At 64.6% G+C, this 18,878-nt stretch carries 13 protein-coding genes; 5 read left to right on the top strand and 8 right to left on the bottom strand.

The annotated features are described in order from the left end of the window. Window positions 1-48 precede the first annotated feature (48 nt). The 3 genes from U858_RS0127865 to U858_RS0127875 form a co-directional block, all read right to left on the bottom strand. On the bottom strand, window positions 49-2,532 hold the full coding sequence (locus U858_RS0127865) for a TonB-dependent siderophore receptor (RefSeq protein ID WP_025140400.1): 2,484 nt from the start codon (window positions 2,530-2,532) through the stop codon (window positions 49-51). A 202-nt stretch (window positions 2,533-2,734) separates the two neighbouring features. Next, a complete protein-coding gene (locus U858_RS0127870) occupies window positions 2,735-3,766 on the bottom strand; it encodes a FecR domain-containing protein (RefSeq protein WP_232786614.1) in 1,032 nt (343 codons plus the stop codon). Window positions 3,767-3,770: 4 nt separating this feature from the next. Continuing rightward, entirely contained in the window at window positions 3,771-4,325 is a 555-nt protein-coding gene (locus U858_RS0127875) for a sigma-70 family RNA polymerase sigma factor (protein WP_025140402.1), read from the bottom strand. Window positions 4,326-4,523: 198 nt separating this feature from the next. Here U858_RS0127875 and U858_RS0127880 point away from each other — a divergent pair, with 198 nt between their 5' ends. Next, window positions 4,524-5,450, top strand: a complete 927-nt coding sequence (locus tag U858_RS0127880) for a PLP-dependent cysteine synthase family protein (RefSeq protein WP_025140403.1) — start codon at window positions 4,524-4,526, stop codon at window positions 5,448-5,450. 263 nt (window positions 5,451-5,713) lie between these two features. Here U858_RS0127880 and U858_RS0127885 read toward each other — a convergent pair whose 3' ends face one another. The 5 genes from U858_RS0127885 to rpmH all read right to left on the bottom strand — a co-directional run bounded on the left by U858_RS0127885 (window position 5,714) and on the right by rpmH (window position 10,112). After that, on the bottom strand, window positions 5,714-7,162 hold the full coding sequence (locus tag U858_RS0127885) for a catalase (protein ID WP_025140404.1): 1,449 nt from the start codon (window positions 7,160-7,162) through the stop codon (window positions 5,714-5,716). Window positions 7,163-7,433: 271 nt separating this feature from the next. Continuing rightward, window positions 7,434-9,122, bottom strand: coding sequence for a membrane protein insertase YidC (gene yidC, locus U858_RS0127890; protein WP_025140405.1), 1,689 nt, complete (start codon window positions 9,120-9,122; stop codon window positions 7,434-7,436). 48 nt (window positions 9,123-9,170) lie between these two features. Continuing rightward, window positions 9,171-9,494 carry a membrane protein insertion efficiency factor YidD gene (yidD, locus tag U858_RS35105; protein ID WP_081821741.1) on the bottom strand — a complete coding sequence of 108 codons (324 nt, stop codon included), beginning with the start codon at window positions 9,492-9,494 and terminating at the stop codon, window positions 9,171-9,173. After that, window positions 9,491-9,862: a ribonuclease P protein component gene (locus U858_RS0127900; RefSeq protein ID WP_025140407.1), complete on the bottom strand. Its 372-nt coding sequence runs from the start codon at window positions 9,860-9,862 to the stop codon at window positions 9,491-9,493. The genes yidD and U858_RS0127900 overlap by 4 nt, the downstream gene beginning before the upstream one ends. 115 nt (window positions 9,863-9,977) lie before the next feature. Continuing rightward, on the bottom strand, window positions 9,978-10,112 hold the full coding sequence (rpmH, locus tag U858_RS0127905; RefSeq protein ID WP_006228069.1) for a 50S ribosomal protein L34: 135 nt from the start codon (window positions 10,110-10,112) through the stop codon (window positions 9,978-9,980). Window positions 10,113-10,515: 403 nt separating this feature from the next. Between rpmH and dnaA the strand changes: the two genes are divergently transcribed. From dnaA to U858_RS34445, 4 genes are all read left to right on the top strand, one after another. Further along, window positions 10,516-11,976, top strand: coding sequence for a chromosomal replication initiator protein DnaA (dnaA, locus tag U858_RS0127910; protein WP_025140408.1), 1,461 nt, complete (start codon window positions 10,516-10,518; stop codon window positions 11,974-11,976). 2 nt (window positions 11,977-11,978) lie between these two features. Further along, window positions 11,979-13,088 (top strand): DNA polymerase III subunit beta, encoded by a 1,110-nt coding sequence (gene dnaN / locus U858_RS0127915; protein WP_025140409.1) that lies wholly within the window; start codon window positions 11,979-11,981, stop codon window positions 13,086-13,088. Between the two features lie 94 nt (window positions 13,089-13,182). Beyond that, a complete protein-coding gene (gyrB, locus tag U858_RS0127920; protein ID WP_025140410.1) occupies window positions 13,183-15,630 on the top strand; it encodes a DNA topoisomerase (ATP-hydrolyzing) subunit B in 2,448 nt (815 codons plus the stop codon). Window positions 15,631-15,809: 179 nt separating this feature from the next. Beyond that, window positions 15,810-18,854 (top strand): autotransporter domain-containing protein, encoded by a 3,045-nt coding sequence (locus U858_RS34445; RefSeq protein ID WP_025140411.1) that lies wholly within the window; start codon window positions 15,810-15,812, stop codon window positions 18,852-18,854. Window positions 18,855-18,878: the final 24 nt, after the last annotated feature.

Raw genomic sequence — 18,878 nt, forward strand, 5'->3', positions numbered from 1 at the left:
CCGGGCCGGGGCTGGGGATAACCTGCTGGCCCGGGACAATGCCAACGCTCAGAAGTTGGCGCGCAGCGTCAGCGCCACCCGGCGCCCTTCGCCGAACAGCGCACCCTGGGTCATCGGCGTGATGTAGCGCCGGTCGAACAGGTTGGTGGCATTGAGTGCCACGGTCATGTGTTCGTCGATCTTGTAGGCCAGCCGCGCATCGGCCGTGTAGAAGCCGCCCTGCGTGATCTTGGCGTCATTGGTGCCGCCGTACAGCGTGCTGGTGGCATTGATGCCGCCGCCGACTTCCCAACGGCTCAGATCGCCCGGCAAGCGATAGTTGCTCCAGACCCTGAACAGATGGCGCGGCGCGATCTGCGAGAACGCGGACGCGCTGGTATCCAGGCTGGCCTCGTCCAGCAGCTTGCTGTCGTTGTAGGTGTAGCCGGCCATCACGGTCCAGCCGGGCGTGATCTGACCCGATGCGCGCAAGTCCAGTCCGCGTGAACGGGCCTTGCCCGCCGCTTCGAAGTACTGCGACGTATCGTCGGTGGGCAGCGCGCGGTTGGTCTGCGTGACCTGGTACAGCGCGGCCGACGTCTGCAGCCTGCCGTCCAGGTAGCTGCCCTTCACCCCCACTTCATATTGCTCGCCTTCCATCGGCTTGAGCAGTTCGCCCGAAGGCGTGCGCAGGGCCTGCGGCTGGAAGATGGTGGAATAGCTGGCATAGACCGAATGCGCGTCGTCGATGTCGGCGATCAGGCCGGCATACGGCGTGACCTTCTTCTTGTAGGTATCGCTGCTGGACTGGTTGTTGAACGGGTTGTAGGTCGTGTCCTGCTTGTAGCGGGTATCCCTCCACGACACACGCGCACCGACGATGGCGGTCAATGCGTCGGTCAGGTGGTAGCGCGTGTTGCCGTAAATGCCGTACTGGCTTTGTTCGACGGCGCCTTTCGAGGTGTGCTCGGGCAGGCCGCTCCAGGTGGGTTTGGCGTAGGAATAATCCTTGATGTTGACCGTCTGGAAATTGAACAGGTCGTCGGTGCCGTAATAGCTGGTGCCGTCGTTGTACATGCGGCTGTAGTTCGCGCCGATCACCAGGTCGTGCTGGCGGCCCAGCAGCGCGTATTTGCCGGTCAGGTTCAAGTCGTAGCTTTGATTGTTTTCGTAGTAGTCGGTGTTGGTGGTGCCGAAGGTGGCTTCGTTGGTGGCCTTGTCGACGCTGCCGAAGGTTTCGCCTGACAACACCCGCGCGGTGTTGTGGTCGAAGCTGCCGGCGAGCGTGACCTTCCAGTCCTGGGCCAGCTTGTGCTCCAGGCTGGCGAACACATTGGTGTTGGCGTAGCGGTCGTGGTTCCAGGGCGCGCCGAAGAAGTCCGACCGGCCACCCGCCAGCGTGAGGTCGCCGTAGAGCGGCACCTTGTCGGCCCAGCCGACATTGGAATCGCGTTGGCTGTAGCTCACGCCGGTGCGCAGCAACGTGCCCGGCGCCAGGTCGGCTTCCAGGGTGCCGTAGTACGACTGGTCCTTGCGCCAGGTGGAATCGGGTTCCAGGTCCTTGCGCTGGGCGGATGCGACGAAGCGTCCGCGCAGCGTGCCGGCGTCGTTCAGCGGGCCGCCGATGTCGGCCTGGCCGGCGAAGTTGTCGCGGGTGCCCACCGTGGTGCTCAACTGCGTCGAGAATTCCGACGGCGCGCGTTTGCGCACCAGGCTGATGACGCCGCCGACGCTGCCGAAGCCGCCATACAGGCCGGCGGGGCCATCCAGAACTTCCACGCGGTCGTACATGGCCAGGCTGGGCGCGTTGGTGCCGGCGGTGGAAGACATGTCGGAATTCATCACGACCGGCAAGCCATCCACCACCATCGAGCTGATCGGGAAGCCGCGCGCATAGTATTGAACGCGGTCGGCGTCGCTTTGCAGCACCATCACGCCCGGGGTGCGCTTCATGGCTTCGTCCAGCGATTGCAGGTTCTGTTCCTGGATCTGCTGTTGCGTGACCACGCTGACAGTCTGCGGGATTTCACGCTGCGCGAGCGGAATCTTCGAGGCGACGCTGGTCTGCGGATTGAGCCGCTGGGCGACGGGATCGATCTCGGCGCCGGTGACGGCGATGGCCGGCAACGTGGCGACGCCGGCCGCAGGCGCTTCTTTCAGCACGTACTGCCCCTGTTCGTTGGCTACCGCTTGCAGCCCCGTGCCGGCCAGCAGCGCGGCCAGGCCTTCCGGGGCGCCGAAGCGGCCTTTCAGACCCGGGCTGCGCTTGCCGCTGGCCAGGTCGGTGGATCCGGCAAGATAGATGCCCGCCTCGGCCGAGAACCGAATCAGGGCGGGTTGCAGCGGGCCTGCCGGGATGTCGTAGCTGCGGGCAGCAGGGGCTGGCGCAGCGCGGCCGGAAGCGGCCTGGGCGTGTACCGCAGCGGCGCTGCCGGCCAGGGCGGCGGCGACGGCGATATGCAGGGCCAGCACGGCGGGCCGTCCGCTTCGGGGTTGGCGCGCGCGGCGCACGCCGGCAACGGCGAAGCGGGAATGGAACAAGCGGGGGGACATGGCGTTCAATCCTTGCGGGAGGTTCGGGTGTCGTCAGCGCATGTCCATCGACGGGTCCGCCGGCCGTCGGCCATCGATGCCATGTGCTTTCACCTCCTGAATCAATCGAGTGGCCGAAAACGGAACCTGGCGGCCCCGATTGGCGGCAGAAAATTTGTAACGGCAGTCTTGATCGGACCCGCTGCGTCCTTGGCGGCCCGTTTCAATGCGGCCGGGCGCGCTCATCGGCGGCCAGCGTCGTCCACCACGGCAAGGGGCGTCGCACTTGCGCCCGGGCCGCTTGCGCCAGCATGGCCAGGGCGGCGTCCACATCGCGCAGCGGGAAGGTGCCGAAGACGCGCCGCTGGGCGATTTCCGGCGCCACGCCGATATGGCCCAGGGTGTAGCGGCCCAGCTCATCCACGACCTCTTGCAGCGACAGGTCTGCGGCCACCAGGTCGCCGCGGCTCCAGGCTTCGCGTGCCGGGTCGGCGGCCGTGGCAGGCGCCACCGTGGTGGTGGTGTAGCGGGTCTGCTGGCCGGCTGTGATGATGACCGACGACGCGGCGGCGGATGGCCGGATTTCCACCGCCCCCTGATACACCGCCAGCAAGGTGGCGCCCTGCTCCTGGCGCACCGTGAAGCGGGTGCCCAGCGCGCACAAGCGCCCTTGGGCGGTATCGACCACGAACGGCCGAGAGTGATCTGGCCCGGTTTCGATCAGGATCTCGCCTTGCACCAGCTGCAGCCGGCGCAGGTCGGGCTGATAAGCCTGGTTGAAGCCGCTGGCCGTGTTGAGCCAGACGCGGGTTCCGTCGGACAGTGTGGCGCTGCGGATCTCGCCGGTGGCTGCGCGATAGTCGGCGCGCCACGCCGCGGCCAGTCCGCCCAGCGGCGTTTGCCGCCATCCCAGCCAGCCGAACAGCCCCACTCCTGCCAGCGTGGCCACGCGCGCCAGGGCGCGGCGGCGCCGCATGACGCGTTGGGCGGCCGCGTGCAGGGTGTCGGTGGTCAGACGCGGGTCGGGCGTGTCGCGCAGCGGCGCCAGGATGCGTTGGCTGACCTGTTCCACATAGGTCCAGGCCTGGCGGTGGCTGGGATGGGCGTCCAGCCAGACATGCCAACGCTGGCGGTCAGCGGCCACGGCGTCCGTGGAGATCAACAGCGCATACCATTCGGCGGCCTGCTCCATGACGTCATGCGGCAGGCTGGCGGATGCAAGGGGGCGGGCGCCGCCGATAGGCAAGGTGGCCATGGCGTCAGGCGAAGGACGGGTCTTGCAGGGCGGCAGCGGTGGCGCTGGCCTCGGTCAGCATGCAGCGCAGCATCACCTGAGCAACATACTTGCGGACCATGCGGGGCGAGATGCCGAGCTCCGAAGCGACGTCGCAGGTGGGCACGTCGCACACCGCAGCCATCAGGAATGCCTGTGCCGCCTTGGGCGGCAGATCCCGCAGCAAGGCGCCAATCTCCTGCAAGGCTTCCAGCACGATGGCCTGCCGCTCGGCCGACGGGGCGCAGGCTTCGGGGCTGGCGGCCAGCGTGTCGAGCCAGGCTTGTTCGATTTCGCGCCGATGCCACAGGTTGATGCACATGCCCTGCGCCATGGCGCGCAGGTAGGCCCGGGCCTCGCCGGGGCTGCCAAACCCGCGCGGCGCCGGCTTGAGGATCAGGCGCAGGAAGGAATCGTGGGCCAGGTCGGCTGCGTCGGCGGCGTTGCCCAGGCGCCGATGCAACCATCCCCGCAGCCAGCCGTGGTGGTCCTGGTACAGGGTTTCGATGGAAGGCGTTGAGGGATATCCCTGCGGGTTCACGGTCCGGCTCGATGGCGGTGGCTGCGCCCTGGGCCCGGACGGGCAGCAGGCGATGGGTAATGAATAGTAATCATTATTGATACCGGCGCCCATCGCTGTCAATGGCGTCGACCTCACCTCCCTACAATGACGGGACGCCTGCTCCCCCGCCGTCTGGCATTCCCGCCGGGCTGCCGCGGCGGGCTCTCCTGGACCGACATGCTTGCAACCTCTTCCATCGACCTGATCGGCAATACCCCGCTGGTGACGCTCGGCCGTATCCACGACGGCCCCGGGCGCATCGTCGCCAAGGCGGAATTCCTGCAACCCGGCGGCAGCGTCAAAGACCGCGCTGCCCGCGCGATCCTGCTGGCCGCCAGGGCGGACGGCCGGCTGTGGCCCGGGATGCCGGTGGTGGAGATGACCAGCGGCAACATGGGGGCGGGCCTGGCCGTGGCCTGCGCCGCGCTGGGGCATCCGCTGGTGGTGACGATGTCCGCCGGCAACAGCCCTGCCCGCGCCCGCATGCTGGAAGGCCTGGGCGCCGAGGTGGTGCTGGTGGCGCAAGTGGATGGCGCGCCTGGGCAGGTCACCGGCGCCGACGTGCAGGCCGCCGCTGATGTCGCGGCTCGCATCGCCGCCGAACGCGGCGGCTTCTATGTCGACCAGTTCAATGCCGTCGAATGCATTGCGGCGCACGAAGCGGGCACGGGCCGGGAAATCCTGGATCAATTGGGTAGTGCGCCGGATGGCTGGGTCGCAGCCGTAGGCACGGGCTGCACATTCATGGGCGTGGCGCGCGCATTGAAGGCGGCCAATCCGGCGACCGTGTGCGCGGCGGTCGAGCCGCAGGGCAGCGAAGTGCTGGCCGGCGCGCCCGTCATGAAGGCCCGCCACGTGATCCAGGGCACCAGCTACGGCGCCGTGCCGTCCCACTGGGATGCCACGCTGATGGACCTGAGCCTGGCAGTAACCGACTACGAGGCCGAGGACTGGCGCCGCCTGCTGGCCGTGCGCGAGGGGTTGTACGTGGGGTTTTCGGCCGCGGCCAACGTGTGCGCGGCGGCGAAGCTGTTGCAGTCCGGGCGGCTGCGGCCGGATGCGACGGTGGCCACCGTGTTGTGCGACACCGGCTTGAAGTATTAGGCCCGGGACACCCGTCCCGACGCAAAATCGGGTCAAAAGCGGGCGAAGCTGTGGATATCCCTGTGAAAGTCCTGTGGATTGCCTGTGAAAGGCTTGTGGATAAAAAAGAATAACTTTCCATCCCACCCTCTGGGGATAAGTCGCTGGAAGGGCTTTTCGGAGTCTTTCGGCACCAAAGGGCACGGCCGCAATGAAAACGGGCGGCCCGAAGGCCGCCCGCCAGGCCCACGCGGTCAATACCGCGCGGCATTCGTGCTGGTGCGTTACAGCTTCAGGCCCAGCGCCTTGGCCACGCCCGCGGCATAGGCCGGGTCGGCCTTGCGGAAGTGTTCCAGCTGGCGGCGCTGGATTTCCTCGGGCACGTCCGCCATGTGGCGGCCGATGTTGCCGAACAGCAGCTCTTGCTGTGCCGGCGTCATCAGGCGGAACAAGGCGCCCGGCTGCGAGTAGTAGTCGTCGTCCACGCGGTGGTTCCAACGGGCCGCGGCCTGGCCGTCCAGCGCCAGCGGCGGTTCGCCGGCCGACGGGGTTTCCTTCCATTCACCGGCGCTGTTGGGCTCGTAGTTCAGCGTGCCGCCGGCATTGCCGTCCACGCGCGATGCGCCATCGCGGTGGTAGCTGTGGAACGGGCAGCGCGGCGCGTTCACCGGAATCTGGTGGTGGTTGATGCCCAGGCGGTAGCGGTGCGTGTCGCCATACGAGAACAGGCGGCCCTGCAGCATCTTGTCCGGCGAGAAGTCGATGCCCGGCACCACGTTGGCTGGCGTGAAGGCGGCCTGCTCGACTTCGGCGAAGTAGTTCTCGGGGTTCTTGTTCAGTTCCAGCACGCCCACGTCGATCAGCGGGTAGTCGCCATGCGGCCATACCTTGGTGAGGTCGAACGGGTTGATGTGGTAGGTCTCGGCTTCGGCCTCGGGCATGATCTGCACCTTCAGCGACCACTTCGGGAAGTTGCCCCGTTCGATGTTGTTGAACAGGTCACGCTGCGAGCTTTCGCGGTCGTGAGCGACCACTTGCGCCGCTTCCTCGTCGCTCAGACAGGCAATGCCCTGCTGCGACTTGAAGTGGAACTTCACGTAGAAGCGTTCGTTGTTGGCGTTGACGAAGCTGAAGGTATGCGAACCGAAGCCATGCTGTTGGCGCAGGTTGGCGGGAATGCCGCGGTCGCTCATCAGAATGGTGACCTGGTGCAGCGATTCGGGGCTGAGCGACCAGAAGTCCCAGGCGGCGGTGGCGCTGCGCAGGTTGGTCTTGGGGTCGCGCTTCTGGGTGTGGATGAAGTCGGGGAACTTGAGCGGGTCGCGGATGAAGAACACCGGCGTGTTGTTACCCACCAGGTCCCAGTTGCCTTCGTCCGTGTAGAACTTGATGGCGAAGCCGCGCACGTCGCGTTCGGCGTCGGCCGCGCCGCGTTCGCCGGCCACGGTCGAAAAGCGCAGGAACAGCGGGGTCTGCTTGCCGACTTTGGAGAAGATGCTGGCGCGGGTGTAGCGCGAGATGTCGTGGGTGATGGTCAACGTACCGTAGGCGCCCGAGCCCTTGGCGTGCACGACGCGTTCGGGGATGCGTTCACGGTCGAAATGGGCGAGCTTTTCAATCAGCCAGAAGTCCTGCAACAGCGCGGGACCGCGAGGGCCCGCGGTCAGCGTGTTGTTGTTGTCGGCCACCGGGGCGCCAGAGGCGGTGGTCAGATGCTGCTTCTTGTCGGTCATGGCACACACTCCCTACGTAATTCCTGGAATGCGCGGCGCCTGGGCCGGGCCGCGCAACGTGATGGATACCGCCCCGGACATAGCCGGCCGGGGAATATCTCCGACACATCATAGGGGTCTATGTTTCCACTGTGAAGTTGATTGAACTAGTAAATTTGATTAAAAATAACTATCGATGGTGCGACATGACGCCCATCGCCGCCCAACCATCCCGGAACGCAGGCGAAAAAAAACCGGCCCCAAGAGGCCGGTTTTTCGTGGCGCGAAGCAATCAGCGGCTGGCCGCGGCTTCTGCCTTGCGCTGCATGGCGCGGGTGATGGACCACTGCTGGGCGATCGACAGGGTGTTGTTGACGCACCAGTAGAGCACCAGGCCGGCCGGGAAGAAGAACATCATCCCGCCGAACACCAGCGGCATGATCATCATGACCTTGGCCTGGACGGGGTCCGGGGGCGTCGGGTTCAGTTTGATCTGCAGGAACATGGTGGCCATCATGATGGCGGGCAGAATGAAGAACGGGTCGCGGATCGACAGGTCGTGGACCCACAGGATCCAGGGCGCGCCGCGCATTTCCACGCTGGCCAGCAGCACCCAGTACAGCGAGATGAACACCGGGATCTGCACCACCATCGGCAAGCAGCCGCCCAGCGGGTTGATCTTTTCGGTGCGGTACATCTCCATCATGGCCGCATTGAGCTTCTGCTTGTCGTCGCCGTACTTTTCCTTCAGGGCCTGCAGGCGCGGGGCGACCTGCTTCATGCGGGCCATCGAGCGGTAGCTGGCGGCGGCCAGGGGGTAGAACAGGGCCTTGATCAGCACGGTCAGGGCGACGATGGTCCAGCCCCAGTTGCCCAGGATGGAATGCAGCCAGGTCATCAGGGTGAACAGCGGCTTGGCGATGATGGTCAGCCAGCCGTAGTCGACCACCAGTTCCAGGCCGGGGGCAAGCGCCGCCATGGCCTTCTGGTCTTGCGGGCCGACCCACAGGTGTGAATCGACGCGGGCAGCGGCGCCCGGGGCGATCTCGCCGACAGCTTCGATGGTGCGGGCGGCGTACAGGTTCTTCTGCACTTCCAGCACTTCGTTGCTGCGCGGCTTGCCTTGCGGCGGCACCCAGGCGGTGGCGAAGTAGTGCTGGACCACGGCGATCCAGCCGTTGTCCGTCTGCTTGATGTAGTTGGCCTTCTTCTTTTCGATGTCGGCGAAGGTCATCTTCTGGAACTTGTCCTGTTCCGAGTAGACGGCCATGCCGGTGAACGTGTGATAGAAGCTGGAGGTATCGGCCGGGTCGTTGCCGTCGCGCTCGAGCTGCAGGTACAGCGCGGGCGTCACGGGGGCGGCGCCGACGTTGGCCAGGTCGTGGCGCACGTCGATGTCGTAGCGGCCGCGATGCAGCGTGAAGGTCTTGGTGACCTTGACGCCGCCGGACTCGGCTTCGAACGTCACGTCCAGGTTGTCGCCGGTCAGCTGGCGATCGGTCGAGACGACGCGGAAAGGCGTCTGGTGCGTCGGGAAGCTCTGGCCGTTGCCTGCACCGACCACGCCCGTCTGCGCGACGTAGTTCAGGCCGGCAGCGCGATCGAGCAGCACGGTGGGCTTGTCGGGTTGGCCGGTGGCCGGGTACTTCAGCAGCTCGGCGCGCACCAGCTGGGCGCCCAGCGTGTCGAACGTCAGGCGCAGCACGTCGGTGGTGATGACGACTTCTTCCGAGCGCGTCGGGGCCGGCGTGGCGGCGCCCGGCACGGCCGAGGGCGCAGGCGCGCTGGCGGCCGTGGGCGCATTGGGCACCGAAGGCGTCGCGTTGTTCGCGGCGGCCGGCGTGCCGTTGGCGTTCGTGCTGGCCGCGGGCGTGGGGCCCCCGAACAACGACGGCTTGCCGTTATGGATCTGCCAGTTGTTCCAAAGGAGCAACAGCGAGAAGGAAAAAATCATCCAGAGGACGGTTCGTCGGATATCCATGGTGCCTACTGAAGTGAATACGGGCCAGCAAAGCCCGCCAGTTTAGCGTCAATCGTGCTCGGTGCGGTGGCCATGGGAGCAGCAAGCGCCGCCGTTGGTTCCCTTGGCCGGCGGAACCGGGTCCCAGCCGCCAGGCGTCCAGGGATGGCAACGGCCGATGCGCCGGACCATCAGCCAGAAGCCGCGCCAGGGACCGTGGCGTTCGATCGCCTCGATCGCGTACGCCGAGCAGGTCGGGGTAAAGCGGCACTGCCGGCCGATCCAGGGGCTCAGGAAGAACCTGTAGAACCGGATCGGGGCAATGAGTATTGCGGCCCCCACGGAACGCCCGCGTCGCGGACGGCTTGCCTGCCGGGGGGATGGGCCGTTCATCGCGCGATCCGCTCGAAGTGAGCGTCCGCTTCGGCTCTGGCCGCGCGTTTAAGCGCGGTGAGCGTGGCGGGCGCCACCTTGCAGTGCAGCCGCACGACGTAGTCTTTTGCCGGGAGCGCCAGGCGCCGGTGACGGAACGCCTCGCGGATGACCCGCTTCAAGGCGTTGCGTGTGGTGGCATGGGCGGCGAACCGCTTGGCGATCACCAGGCCCAGGCGGGCACAGGCGTCCTGGCCGGGAGGCAGATCGTTGGGAGCGGCGCTCACAACGAAAAACGCCCCTCGGGCAAGACGCCGGCCTTTGAGGGCGGCGGCGAACTCGGAGGGGCGATGCAGCCGCGCCTCCGGGGGAAGCGTGGAGCGCGGCATGGACTGCGGGTCAGGCGTTTGCGCGGAACCGGGACGGGATTGCGAGAGGTCTTGCAATATGGCCGGTCCGTGCAAAAAAAGTCAGGCTTCCGGCAAAAGACCGGAAACGCGGGACTTAGACGGCCAGACGCTTGCGGCCCTTGGCGCGGCGGGCGCTCAGGATGGCGCGGCCAGCGCGGGTTTTCATGCGCACGCGAAAGCCATGGGTGCGCTTGCGGCGGGTAACGGAAGGTTGGTAGGTACGTTTCATGGACGATCCACAAAAAGAACAAAAGTCAGAAGGGACCTGCCCGGAGGGTTCCTGGTCGCGGATCCAAAGCGGGTATCTAGTAAGCGATTGCGCCGCGTCATGGCACCAAGGTGCAAAAACGCCAGCAAAATCAGACTTGTAGACGGGGCTTGGGGGCCGGGGATTCCCCGGGCGACCTATTCAGCAAGGCCAGGATTCCAGGCGAACGCTAGTGTAGCGCTCACGTTGATACTGGGCCTTCTGCGAAACCTTCTGACAGACAGAATTCGGAAAAGCCCACCATTTCAGCAAGTTTTCCCTGTCTTGTCAAACAGTTAAGCTGGCGGCATGTGCAAGCTTATGCCCTACCCTGTGGATAACCCATGCCCAGGCAAGGTAGAATCGAGGTTTGAATAAGAGCGACATGAAAGAATTCTGGCAGACCTGCGTCAGTCGTCTTGAGCAGGAACTCCCCCCCCAACAAATCAGCGCGTGGATACGACCGCTGGTCCCGCTTGCGTATGACGAGACGCAGGCGGTGCTGCGCGTTGCCGCCCCCAACCGGTTCAAGCTGGACTGGGTGCGCAAGAACTTCTCCCACCAGATCGAAGCGTTGGCCGCGGAGTGGTTCGAGCGTCCGGTACAGGTTTTGTTCGAGTTGCCCTCGCAGGGCGCGACGCCGCGCATGCCTGTCGCGCCCGTGCGCGCCCAGCAGCCCGCGCATACGCCACTGTCCGGTGCCACGCCGTCAGGCGGTGCGCCGCCGCCCGGCATGGCCGCGCAGCCCGCCGCGCCGGCAGCCCCCGCACCCAGTGCGGGCGCGGCTGCCGTCAACGCGGATGCCGCGAACATCGTGTACGAGCGCTCGCGCCTGAACACCGACCTGACGTTCGAGAACTTCGTGACGGGTAAGGCCAACCAGCTGGCGCGCGCTGCCGCGCTGCAGGTGGCCGAGAACCCGGGTACGTCCTACAACCCGCTGTTCCTGTATGGCGGCGTGGGCCTCGGCAAGACCCACTTGATCCACGCCATCGGCAACGCCATGGTGGCGGCCGGCACCGGGGTGCGTGTGCGCTACGTGCATGCCGACCAATACGTGTCCGACGTGGTCAAGGCGTACCAGCGCAAGGCGTTCGACGATTTCAAGCGCTACTACCACTCGCTGGACCTGCTGCTGATCGACGATATCCAGTTCTTCTCCGGCAAGAACCGCACGCAGGAAGAATTCTTCTATGCGTTCGAGGCGATGGTCGCGCAGCGCAAGCAGATCATCATCACCAGCGACACGTACCCGAAGGAACTGTCGGGCATCGACAGCCGCCTGATCTCGCGCTTCGATTCCGGCCTGACAGTCGCGATCGAGCCGCCTGAACTCGAGATGCGCGTGGCGATCCTGCTGCGCAAGGCCGAGTCCGAAGGCGTGCCCATGCCCGAGGAAGTGGCGTTCTTCATCGCCAAGCACCTGCGCAGCAATGTGCGCGAACTTGAAGGCGCGTTGCGCAAGGTGCTGGCCTACGCCCGCTTCCATGGCCGCGACGTGCTGACGGTGGACGTCTGCAAGGAAGCCCTGAAGGATCTGCTGTCCGTGTCCAACGGACAGATCACCGTGGAAAACATCCAGAAGACGGTGGCGGATTTCTACAAGATCAAAGTGGCCGACATGTATTCGAAACGCCGGCCGGCCAATATCGCGTTGCCGCGCCAGGTCGCTATGTACCTGGCGAAGGAGCTGACCCAGAAAAGCCTGCCGGAAATCGGCGACCTGTTCGGTGGTCGTGATCACACCACCGTCCTGCACGCCGTACGCAAGATTTCCGACGCCCGCGCAAAGCAAGCGGAGCTCAACCATACCCTGCACGTGTTGGAACAAACTCTAAAAGGATGACCATGCAACTCGTACAAACCACACGCGATGCATTGCTGAAACCGCTGTCGACCGTGGCGGGCATCGTCGAAAGACGCCATACCCTGCCCATCCTGGCGAACATCCTGATGCGCAAGGAAGGCAACAAGGTTGCCTTCATTGCGACCGACCTCGAAGTACAGATCACGACGCATGCCGACTTCGGCGTGGGCCACGACAACGAGTCCACCACCGTTGCGGCGCGCAAGCTGCTCGACATCCTGAAGGCCCTGCCCGATACGGGCGATGTGCGCCTGGCGCTGGCCAGCAACAAGCTGTCGGTGCAATCGGCCAAGAGCCGCTTTGCCCTGCAGACGCTGGCCGCCAGCGAATTCCCCACCGTGGCTCAGCCCGAGCAGTGGGACGTGTCGCTGACCATGCCGCAACGCACGCTGCGCCACCTGTTCAACATGGTGCACTTCGCCATGGCCCAACAGGACATCCGCTACTACCTGAACGGCATGCTGCTGGTGTTCGAACCGGGCCGTGTGCGCGCGGTTGCCACCGACGGTCACCGCCTGGCCCACTGCTCCACCGAAGCAGACGGCATCAGCGAACGCCACGAAGTGATCGTGCCGCGCAAGACCGTGCTTGAAATGCAGCGCCTGCTCGAAGACTCCGACGAAGTCGTGTCGATCGACGTGGCGCCGGGCCAGATCCGTTTCCGTTTCGGCGACGTCGAGCTGGTGTCCAAGCTGGTCGAAGGCAAGTTCCCCGATTTCACGCGCGTGATTCCCACGAATTACTCGCGCCACTTCCTGGTGGGCCGCGAAGCCTTGCAGGGCAGCCTGCAACGCGCCGCCATTCTCACCACCGACAAGTTCAAGGGCGTGCGCCTGCAGCTGGCGCAGAACCAGATGAAGATCTCGTCCTCGAACGCCGAGCAGGAAGAGGCGCAGGAAGAAATCGACATCGACTACGGCCACGAGCCGCTGGACGTGGGCTTCAACGTCGGCTACCTGCTCGACGTGCTGGCCAACGTCAAAGTGGACAACATCCAGTGGTCGGTCATGCCCGATGCCAACGCGTCGGCGCTCATCACCCTGCCCGAAGACGACCAGTTCAAATACGTCGTCATGCCCATGCGGATCTAAGTCCGCGCTCATGTGGGTTTGTGCCGCCACGGGCCTGATGGCTCGTCGGCGGTCCGGCCGCCAGGCCGTTCTTTAAAGCGTTATCGATACAGACATGTCAGATCAGCAGAACACCACTCCCGAGAACGGCGGCTACGGCGCCGACTCGATCAAGATGCTCAAGGGGCTGGAGGCCGTGCGCAAGCGCCCCGGCATGTACATCGGGGACACGTCCGACGGCACCGGCTTGCACCACATGGTGTTCGAAGTCGTCGACAACGCCATTGACGAAGCGCTGGCCGGCTATTGCGACGACATCGTCGTCACGATCCACACCGACAACTCCATCTCGGTCACCGACAACGGCCGCGGCATCCCTACGGATATCCACAAGGACGACGAATTCCACCGCAGCGCGGCGGAAATCGTCATGACCGAGCTGCACGCCGGCGGCAAGTTCGACCAGAACTCGTACAAGGTGTCCGGCGGCCTGCACGGCGTGGGCGTGTCTTGCGTGAACGCCCTGTCCGAATGGCTGCGCCTGACCATCCGCCGCAACGGCGAAGTGCACCAGATGGAATTCCGCCAGGGCGAGCGCGTCGCCCCCCTGGCCGTGACCGGCACGACCGACAAGCGCGGCACCGAAGTGCGCTTCCTGGCCGACCCGGTCATCTTCAACAACATCGAATACCACTACGAGATTCTCTCCAAGCGCCTGCGCGAGCTCTCGTTCCTGAACAATGGCGTCAAGATCCGCCTGATCGACCAGCGCCAGGGCAAGGAAGAGAACTTCGCCTTCTCGGGCGGCGTGAAGGGCTTTGTCGAATACATCAACCGCGCCAAGACCGTGCTGCACCCGAACGTGTTCTCGGTCAGCACCGAGTCCGCCGCGGGCGGCGTGTCGGTGGGCGTGGAAGTGGCGATGCAGTGGAACGACAGCTACAGCGAAAGCGTGCTGTGCTTCACCAACAACATCCCGCAGCGCGACGGCGGCTCGCACCTGACCGGCCTGCGCGCGGCGATGACCCGCATCATCAACAAGTACATCACCGACAACGAGCTGGCCAAGAAGGCCAAGGTCGAGACGTCCGGCGACGACATGCGCGAAGGCCTGGCCTGCGTGCTGTCGGTGAAGGTGCCCGAGCCCAAGTTCAGCAGCCAGACCAAGGACAAGCTGGTGTCCAGCGAAGTGCGTCCGGCCGTCGAAGAAGCCGTGGCCCGCACGCTGGAAACCTGGCTGCTCGAACACCCGAACGACGCCAAGGCCCTGTGCAACAAGATCGTCGAAGCCGCCCGTGCCCGCGAAGCCGCCCGCAAGGCGCGCGAAATGACGCGTCGCAAGAGCGTGCTGGAAGGCGCCGGCCTGCCCGGCAAGCTGGCTGACTGCCAGGAAAAAGACCCGGCGCTGTGCGAGCTGTACATCGTCGAGGGCGACTCCGCAGGCGGCTCGGCCAAGCAAGGCCGTGATCGCAAGTTCCAGGCCATCCTGCCGCTGCGCGGCAAGGTGCTGAACGTGGAAAAGGCGCGCTTTGACCGCCTGATCGCCAGCGAACAGATCGCCACCCTGATCACTGCATTGGGCACCAGCATTGGCCCCGACTTCAACGTCGACAAGCTGCGCTACCACCGCCTGATCATCATGACCGACGCGGACGTCGACGGTGCGCACATCCGCACCTTGCTTCTGACGCTGCTGTACCGCCAGATGCCCGAGCTGGTGCAACGCGGCTACGTCTACATCGCCCAGCCGCCGCTGTACAAGGTCAAGGTTGGCCGCGAAGAACGCTACCTGAAGGATGCCCAGGAAGAAGCGCAGTTCATGCTCCAGCTGGCCCTGAAAGACGCCGAGATCATCTCGGGCGGCAACATCATCCGCGGTGATGAACTCAGCGACCTGGCTCGCCAGTACGTGGCGGCCGACGGCGTGATGGCCCGCCTGGCCCGCGTGTTCGACGTGGCCGCGCTGTCGGCCATGGCCGAAGGCGTCGAGATCAACCTGGACTCGGCCGAAGCCGCCGCCGATTCGGCCAAGCGCCTGGCCGATGCCATGCGTGATCCGGTCAGCGGCAATGGCGTGGACGTCGTGCCCGAATTCGACGAAGCCACCGAACGCCACCGCCTGTCGGTGCAACGCATGCACCACGGCAACGTGCGCGTCAGCATCATCGACGCCGACTTCGTCAACGGCAGCGACTACGCCATCCTGTCCAAGGCCGCCAAGAGCTTCTCGGGCAAGGTGGGCCCGCGCTCGCTGGCCGCGCGTGGCGAAGGCGACAAGCGCAAGGAACAGGCCGTGTCCGACTTCCGCGAAGCCATGCAGTGGCTGCGCAGCGAAGCCGACCGCAGCATCTCCAAGCAGCGCTACAAGGGTCTGGGCGAAATGAACCCGGAACAGCTGTGGGAAACCACGATGGACCCGAAGGTGCGCCGCCTGCTGCGCGTGCAGATCGAAGACGCCATTGCGGCGGACGAGGTCTTCACCACGCTGATGGGCGACGACGTCGAACCGCGCCGCAACTTCATCGAAGCGCACGCGCTGTCGGCGGGCAACATCGACGTTTGATCGCTTGCGACGGCGCTGCTGCGCCATTGACTGACCTGAAACGCCCTCCGCCCGGAGGGCGTTTTATTTGATCGCTTGATTTAAGTTAGCATTCGTTCGCTCGTTAAAAAACTCTTTCTGACCGCCTCGCCGAAAGCTCTTGAGCTTTCGACCCTGCAATCAACAAAGACATAAGAACTATGAATCGAACGGCGCATTTCCATTTCTTCTTGTATTTGAAACCTCATCAGGCGCGTTTTCGCCACAAGGCGCCTTCCACGTTGCGCAAACTGACGGCGATCCTGATGAATGGCGGGCTGTGCGGCACGTTGTGGCTAGCAAGTCTGTCTGCAAACGCCACAGTGATCTCTGCCGGCAACACCGTCAGCATCGGCGATCCGGCGCAGCTCGGCCCGGGAGATATCGATTTCCAGGGAGGAACCTTGGAGGTGACGGCCGATGGCTCGTTTCTCTATGATCAGACGCTGAGGGTCGGTGCGCAGGGTGGCACGATCGCAGCGGCATCGGGCAAGACGCTGGATCTGGGAGGGGGGCTTGTGGTACGGGACGGTATTGTCCGGTTTGGCAATGCGAGCAATGCCGGCACCATCAGCATCGGTATTGTGCCCTACGCCGACACCTCCGGCACGGGTGAGGTCCATGTGGACGCTGGCACGCTCAAAGGCGTAGCCAACACATACGGATTGAGCCAGTTGCTCTACGGAGCGCGCGTCGTTTCCGTTGCTGCAGGGGCAACGCTGGATTTGGCTGGCAGTGCTCCGTTCATCCGGAATCTGCAGGGCGCAGGCAGGTTGGAGCTCGGATCGACAGGCACGCCCCTGAGCGTAGTTGAAGGGAATTTCTCTGGAGTGATCAGCGGCGATCGCGCCTTGTCAAAAACGGGCAACACCAGGCTTGTGCTTAGCGGCACAAACACCTACACAGGCGGTACGGAGATTATTGAGAGTAGCGTACTGAGTGTTTCTCGCGACGCGAACCTGGGTGCAGCCAGTGGGCGCTTGTACATCAGCGGGTCGACATTGCAGGTAACGGGTACCGCCTTCAGCCAGATGGTGCGCAACGTAGAGATCGGGCCGTTGGGAGCGACGCTGGACATTGCGGATGCTGGCAATCGATTCATTCTTGGTTCTGCAGTTGCCGGTACTGGGGACTTGGCCAAGGAGGGGGACGGCGTGCTCGTTCTTGCCAATAGCGGGAACGCATATCGCAATACGATCGTATGGCGCGGAACGCTGGAGGGCAGCACCCGCACCATTCGCGGCAATCTTATCAATATCGCGACGGTGGTATTGAATGAGCCAACGGATAGCTATTTCGCAGGTGACATTTCTGGCCCAGGTCTGATCATTAAGACCGGCGCAGGATTTCTGCGATTGAACGACAACAACGCTTACCAGCAGTGGCGTATTTTGGAAGGGGGGGTGGTCTTCACTTCCAATAGCACCGGAATCTGGCCGATAGAGATTGGCGCTGCGGGAACGTTGCTCTATGAGACCGACGACTTGGGCTCCATATTTGGTCCTTTGAGCGGCACAGGCTTGCTGCGTAAACGTGGGTCGGGCGAGTTGGTGATCAATGGCGACAGCTCGGCATTTTCGGGGCGCACCCAGGTTGAGGCAGGCCGCTTGGTCATCCTACGGGACAGCAAACTTGGCGGAACGCTGGAGATATCGTCCGGCGCGACCTTGGAAGGAACCGGGACGGTAGGAACGACGACCATCGCGGCGGGCGGCACGATTGAAATGGGCTGGCAGTACGGCACGCTTACCGTACAAGGCGATCTGACGATGCAACCCGGATCCACCTATCTCGTGAAAGCGTATCCCGCACCCAAGTCGACCTACAGTGACCGTATTGTGGTCCGTGGTACCGCCAATCTCGGGGGCGCGGTGTTGCACGTCGGGCCGGAGGGGAATTTCCAGCCCGCCCAGACCTATACGATCCTGACGGCGGACAGGATCAATGGAACCTTTGCGCAGGCGAGTTCGAGCTACGCCTATCTCGAGCCCTCTTTGGGCTATACCGACAAGGCGGTGACGCTCCAGCTGGCTCGCCGGCAGGAGGACTCGCGCGAGGTGAGCTTTGCCAGCGCTGCCCAGACCAGCAATCAGCGCAATGTTGCCAATGTGTTGGATCGCTTGCCGGAGTCCAATCCGCTGCGCCAATACGTTCTGACCTTGCCAGAGGGCGCTCCCGCAGGGGTTTTTGACAGTCTGTCCGGTGAGGCACATGCCAGCATGGCCGCCAGCCTCGCAGCCACGAGTCTGAATGTTCGAGGTGTGCCGTTCAAGCATTTGCGCGCCAACCTGGGCGCTGGCATGGCGCCGGGCACACCCACAGCGCAAGCGGGCGACGGCGTGATGGCCTCGGCGCTGCCCTCGTCGATGGCGCAGCCAGCTTGGGCGGAAGTCGTGGGGAACTGGCAGACGTTCAAAGGTGACGGGAACGTGGGGCGGGTCACGCAAAATACCGGTGGTGTCTTTGTCGGTGCAGACCATGCGGCAGGTGCCGGCTGGCGTATCGGCGGCGCGCTCGGGTTTACGGATGGCCGTATGAAAGTGGACGATCGCGCATCCAAGGCCCGCGTCGGTAGCTACACCGCCATGCTGTATGGCGGTCGCAGCGTGCAGGCCGGGCCCGGCAAGGTGAATCTACTGCTTGGCGCCTCCTATACCTGGAATGACATCGGTACCGAACGTCACGCGTCGGTGGCAGGGGCGGATCAGAAGCTGACCGCCGACTACGGCGCGGGAAATGGTCAGCTGTTTTCCGAGTTGGGCTATGCCCTTGCCGTGACGGAACGTAGCCAGATTGAGCCGTTTCTGGGAGTCGCATGGAGCGATCTGCGCACGAAAGGCTTCTCGGAGTCCGGCGGGGCCGCTGCGCTGAGCGGTGAGAAAAGCCGCAATATCCTGACGACGACCTCGCTGGGCGTGCGCGGCGCGGCAGGCTTTTCCGCCGGGCGTATGGAAGGCAAGCTGATCGCAGCGGGCGGTTGGCGCCGTGCGTTTGGCGACGTGAATCCCGATGCTCGCCTGGCTTTCGATGGCGGCCAGGTCTTTACGGTGGCCGGTACGCCAATCGCGCGCAATGCGGCATTTGGTGAGTTGGGTCTGGATCTGGCCGTTTCCCGTTCTGCCAGCCTTTCCCTGGGCTACAACGGGCAATTCGGAGGGGGGAACCGCGATCATAGCGGCACGCTGGGCGTGCGCTGGCGCTACTGACGAGGGGACCAGGAAAATGGGGGC

The sequence above is a fragment of the Achromobacter sp. DH1f genome (genome assembly GCF_000633435.1).
GTDB classification, from domain to species: domain Bacteria; phylum Pseudomonadota; class Gammaproteobacteria; order Burkholderiales; family Burkholderiaceae_B; genus Achromobacter; species Achromobacter deleyi.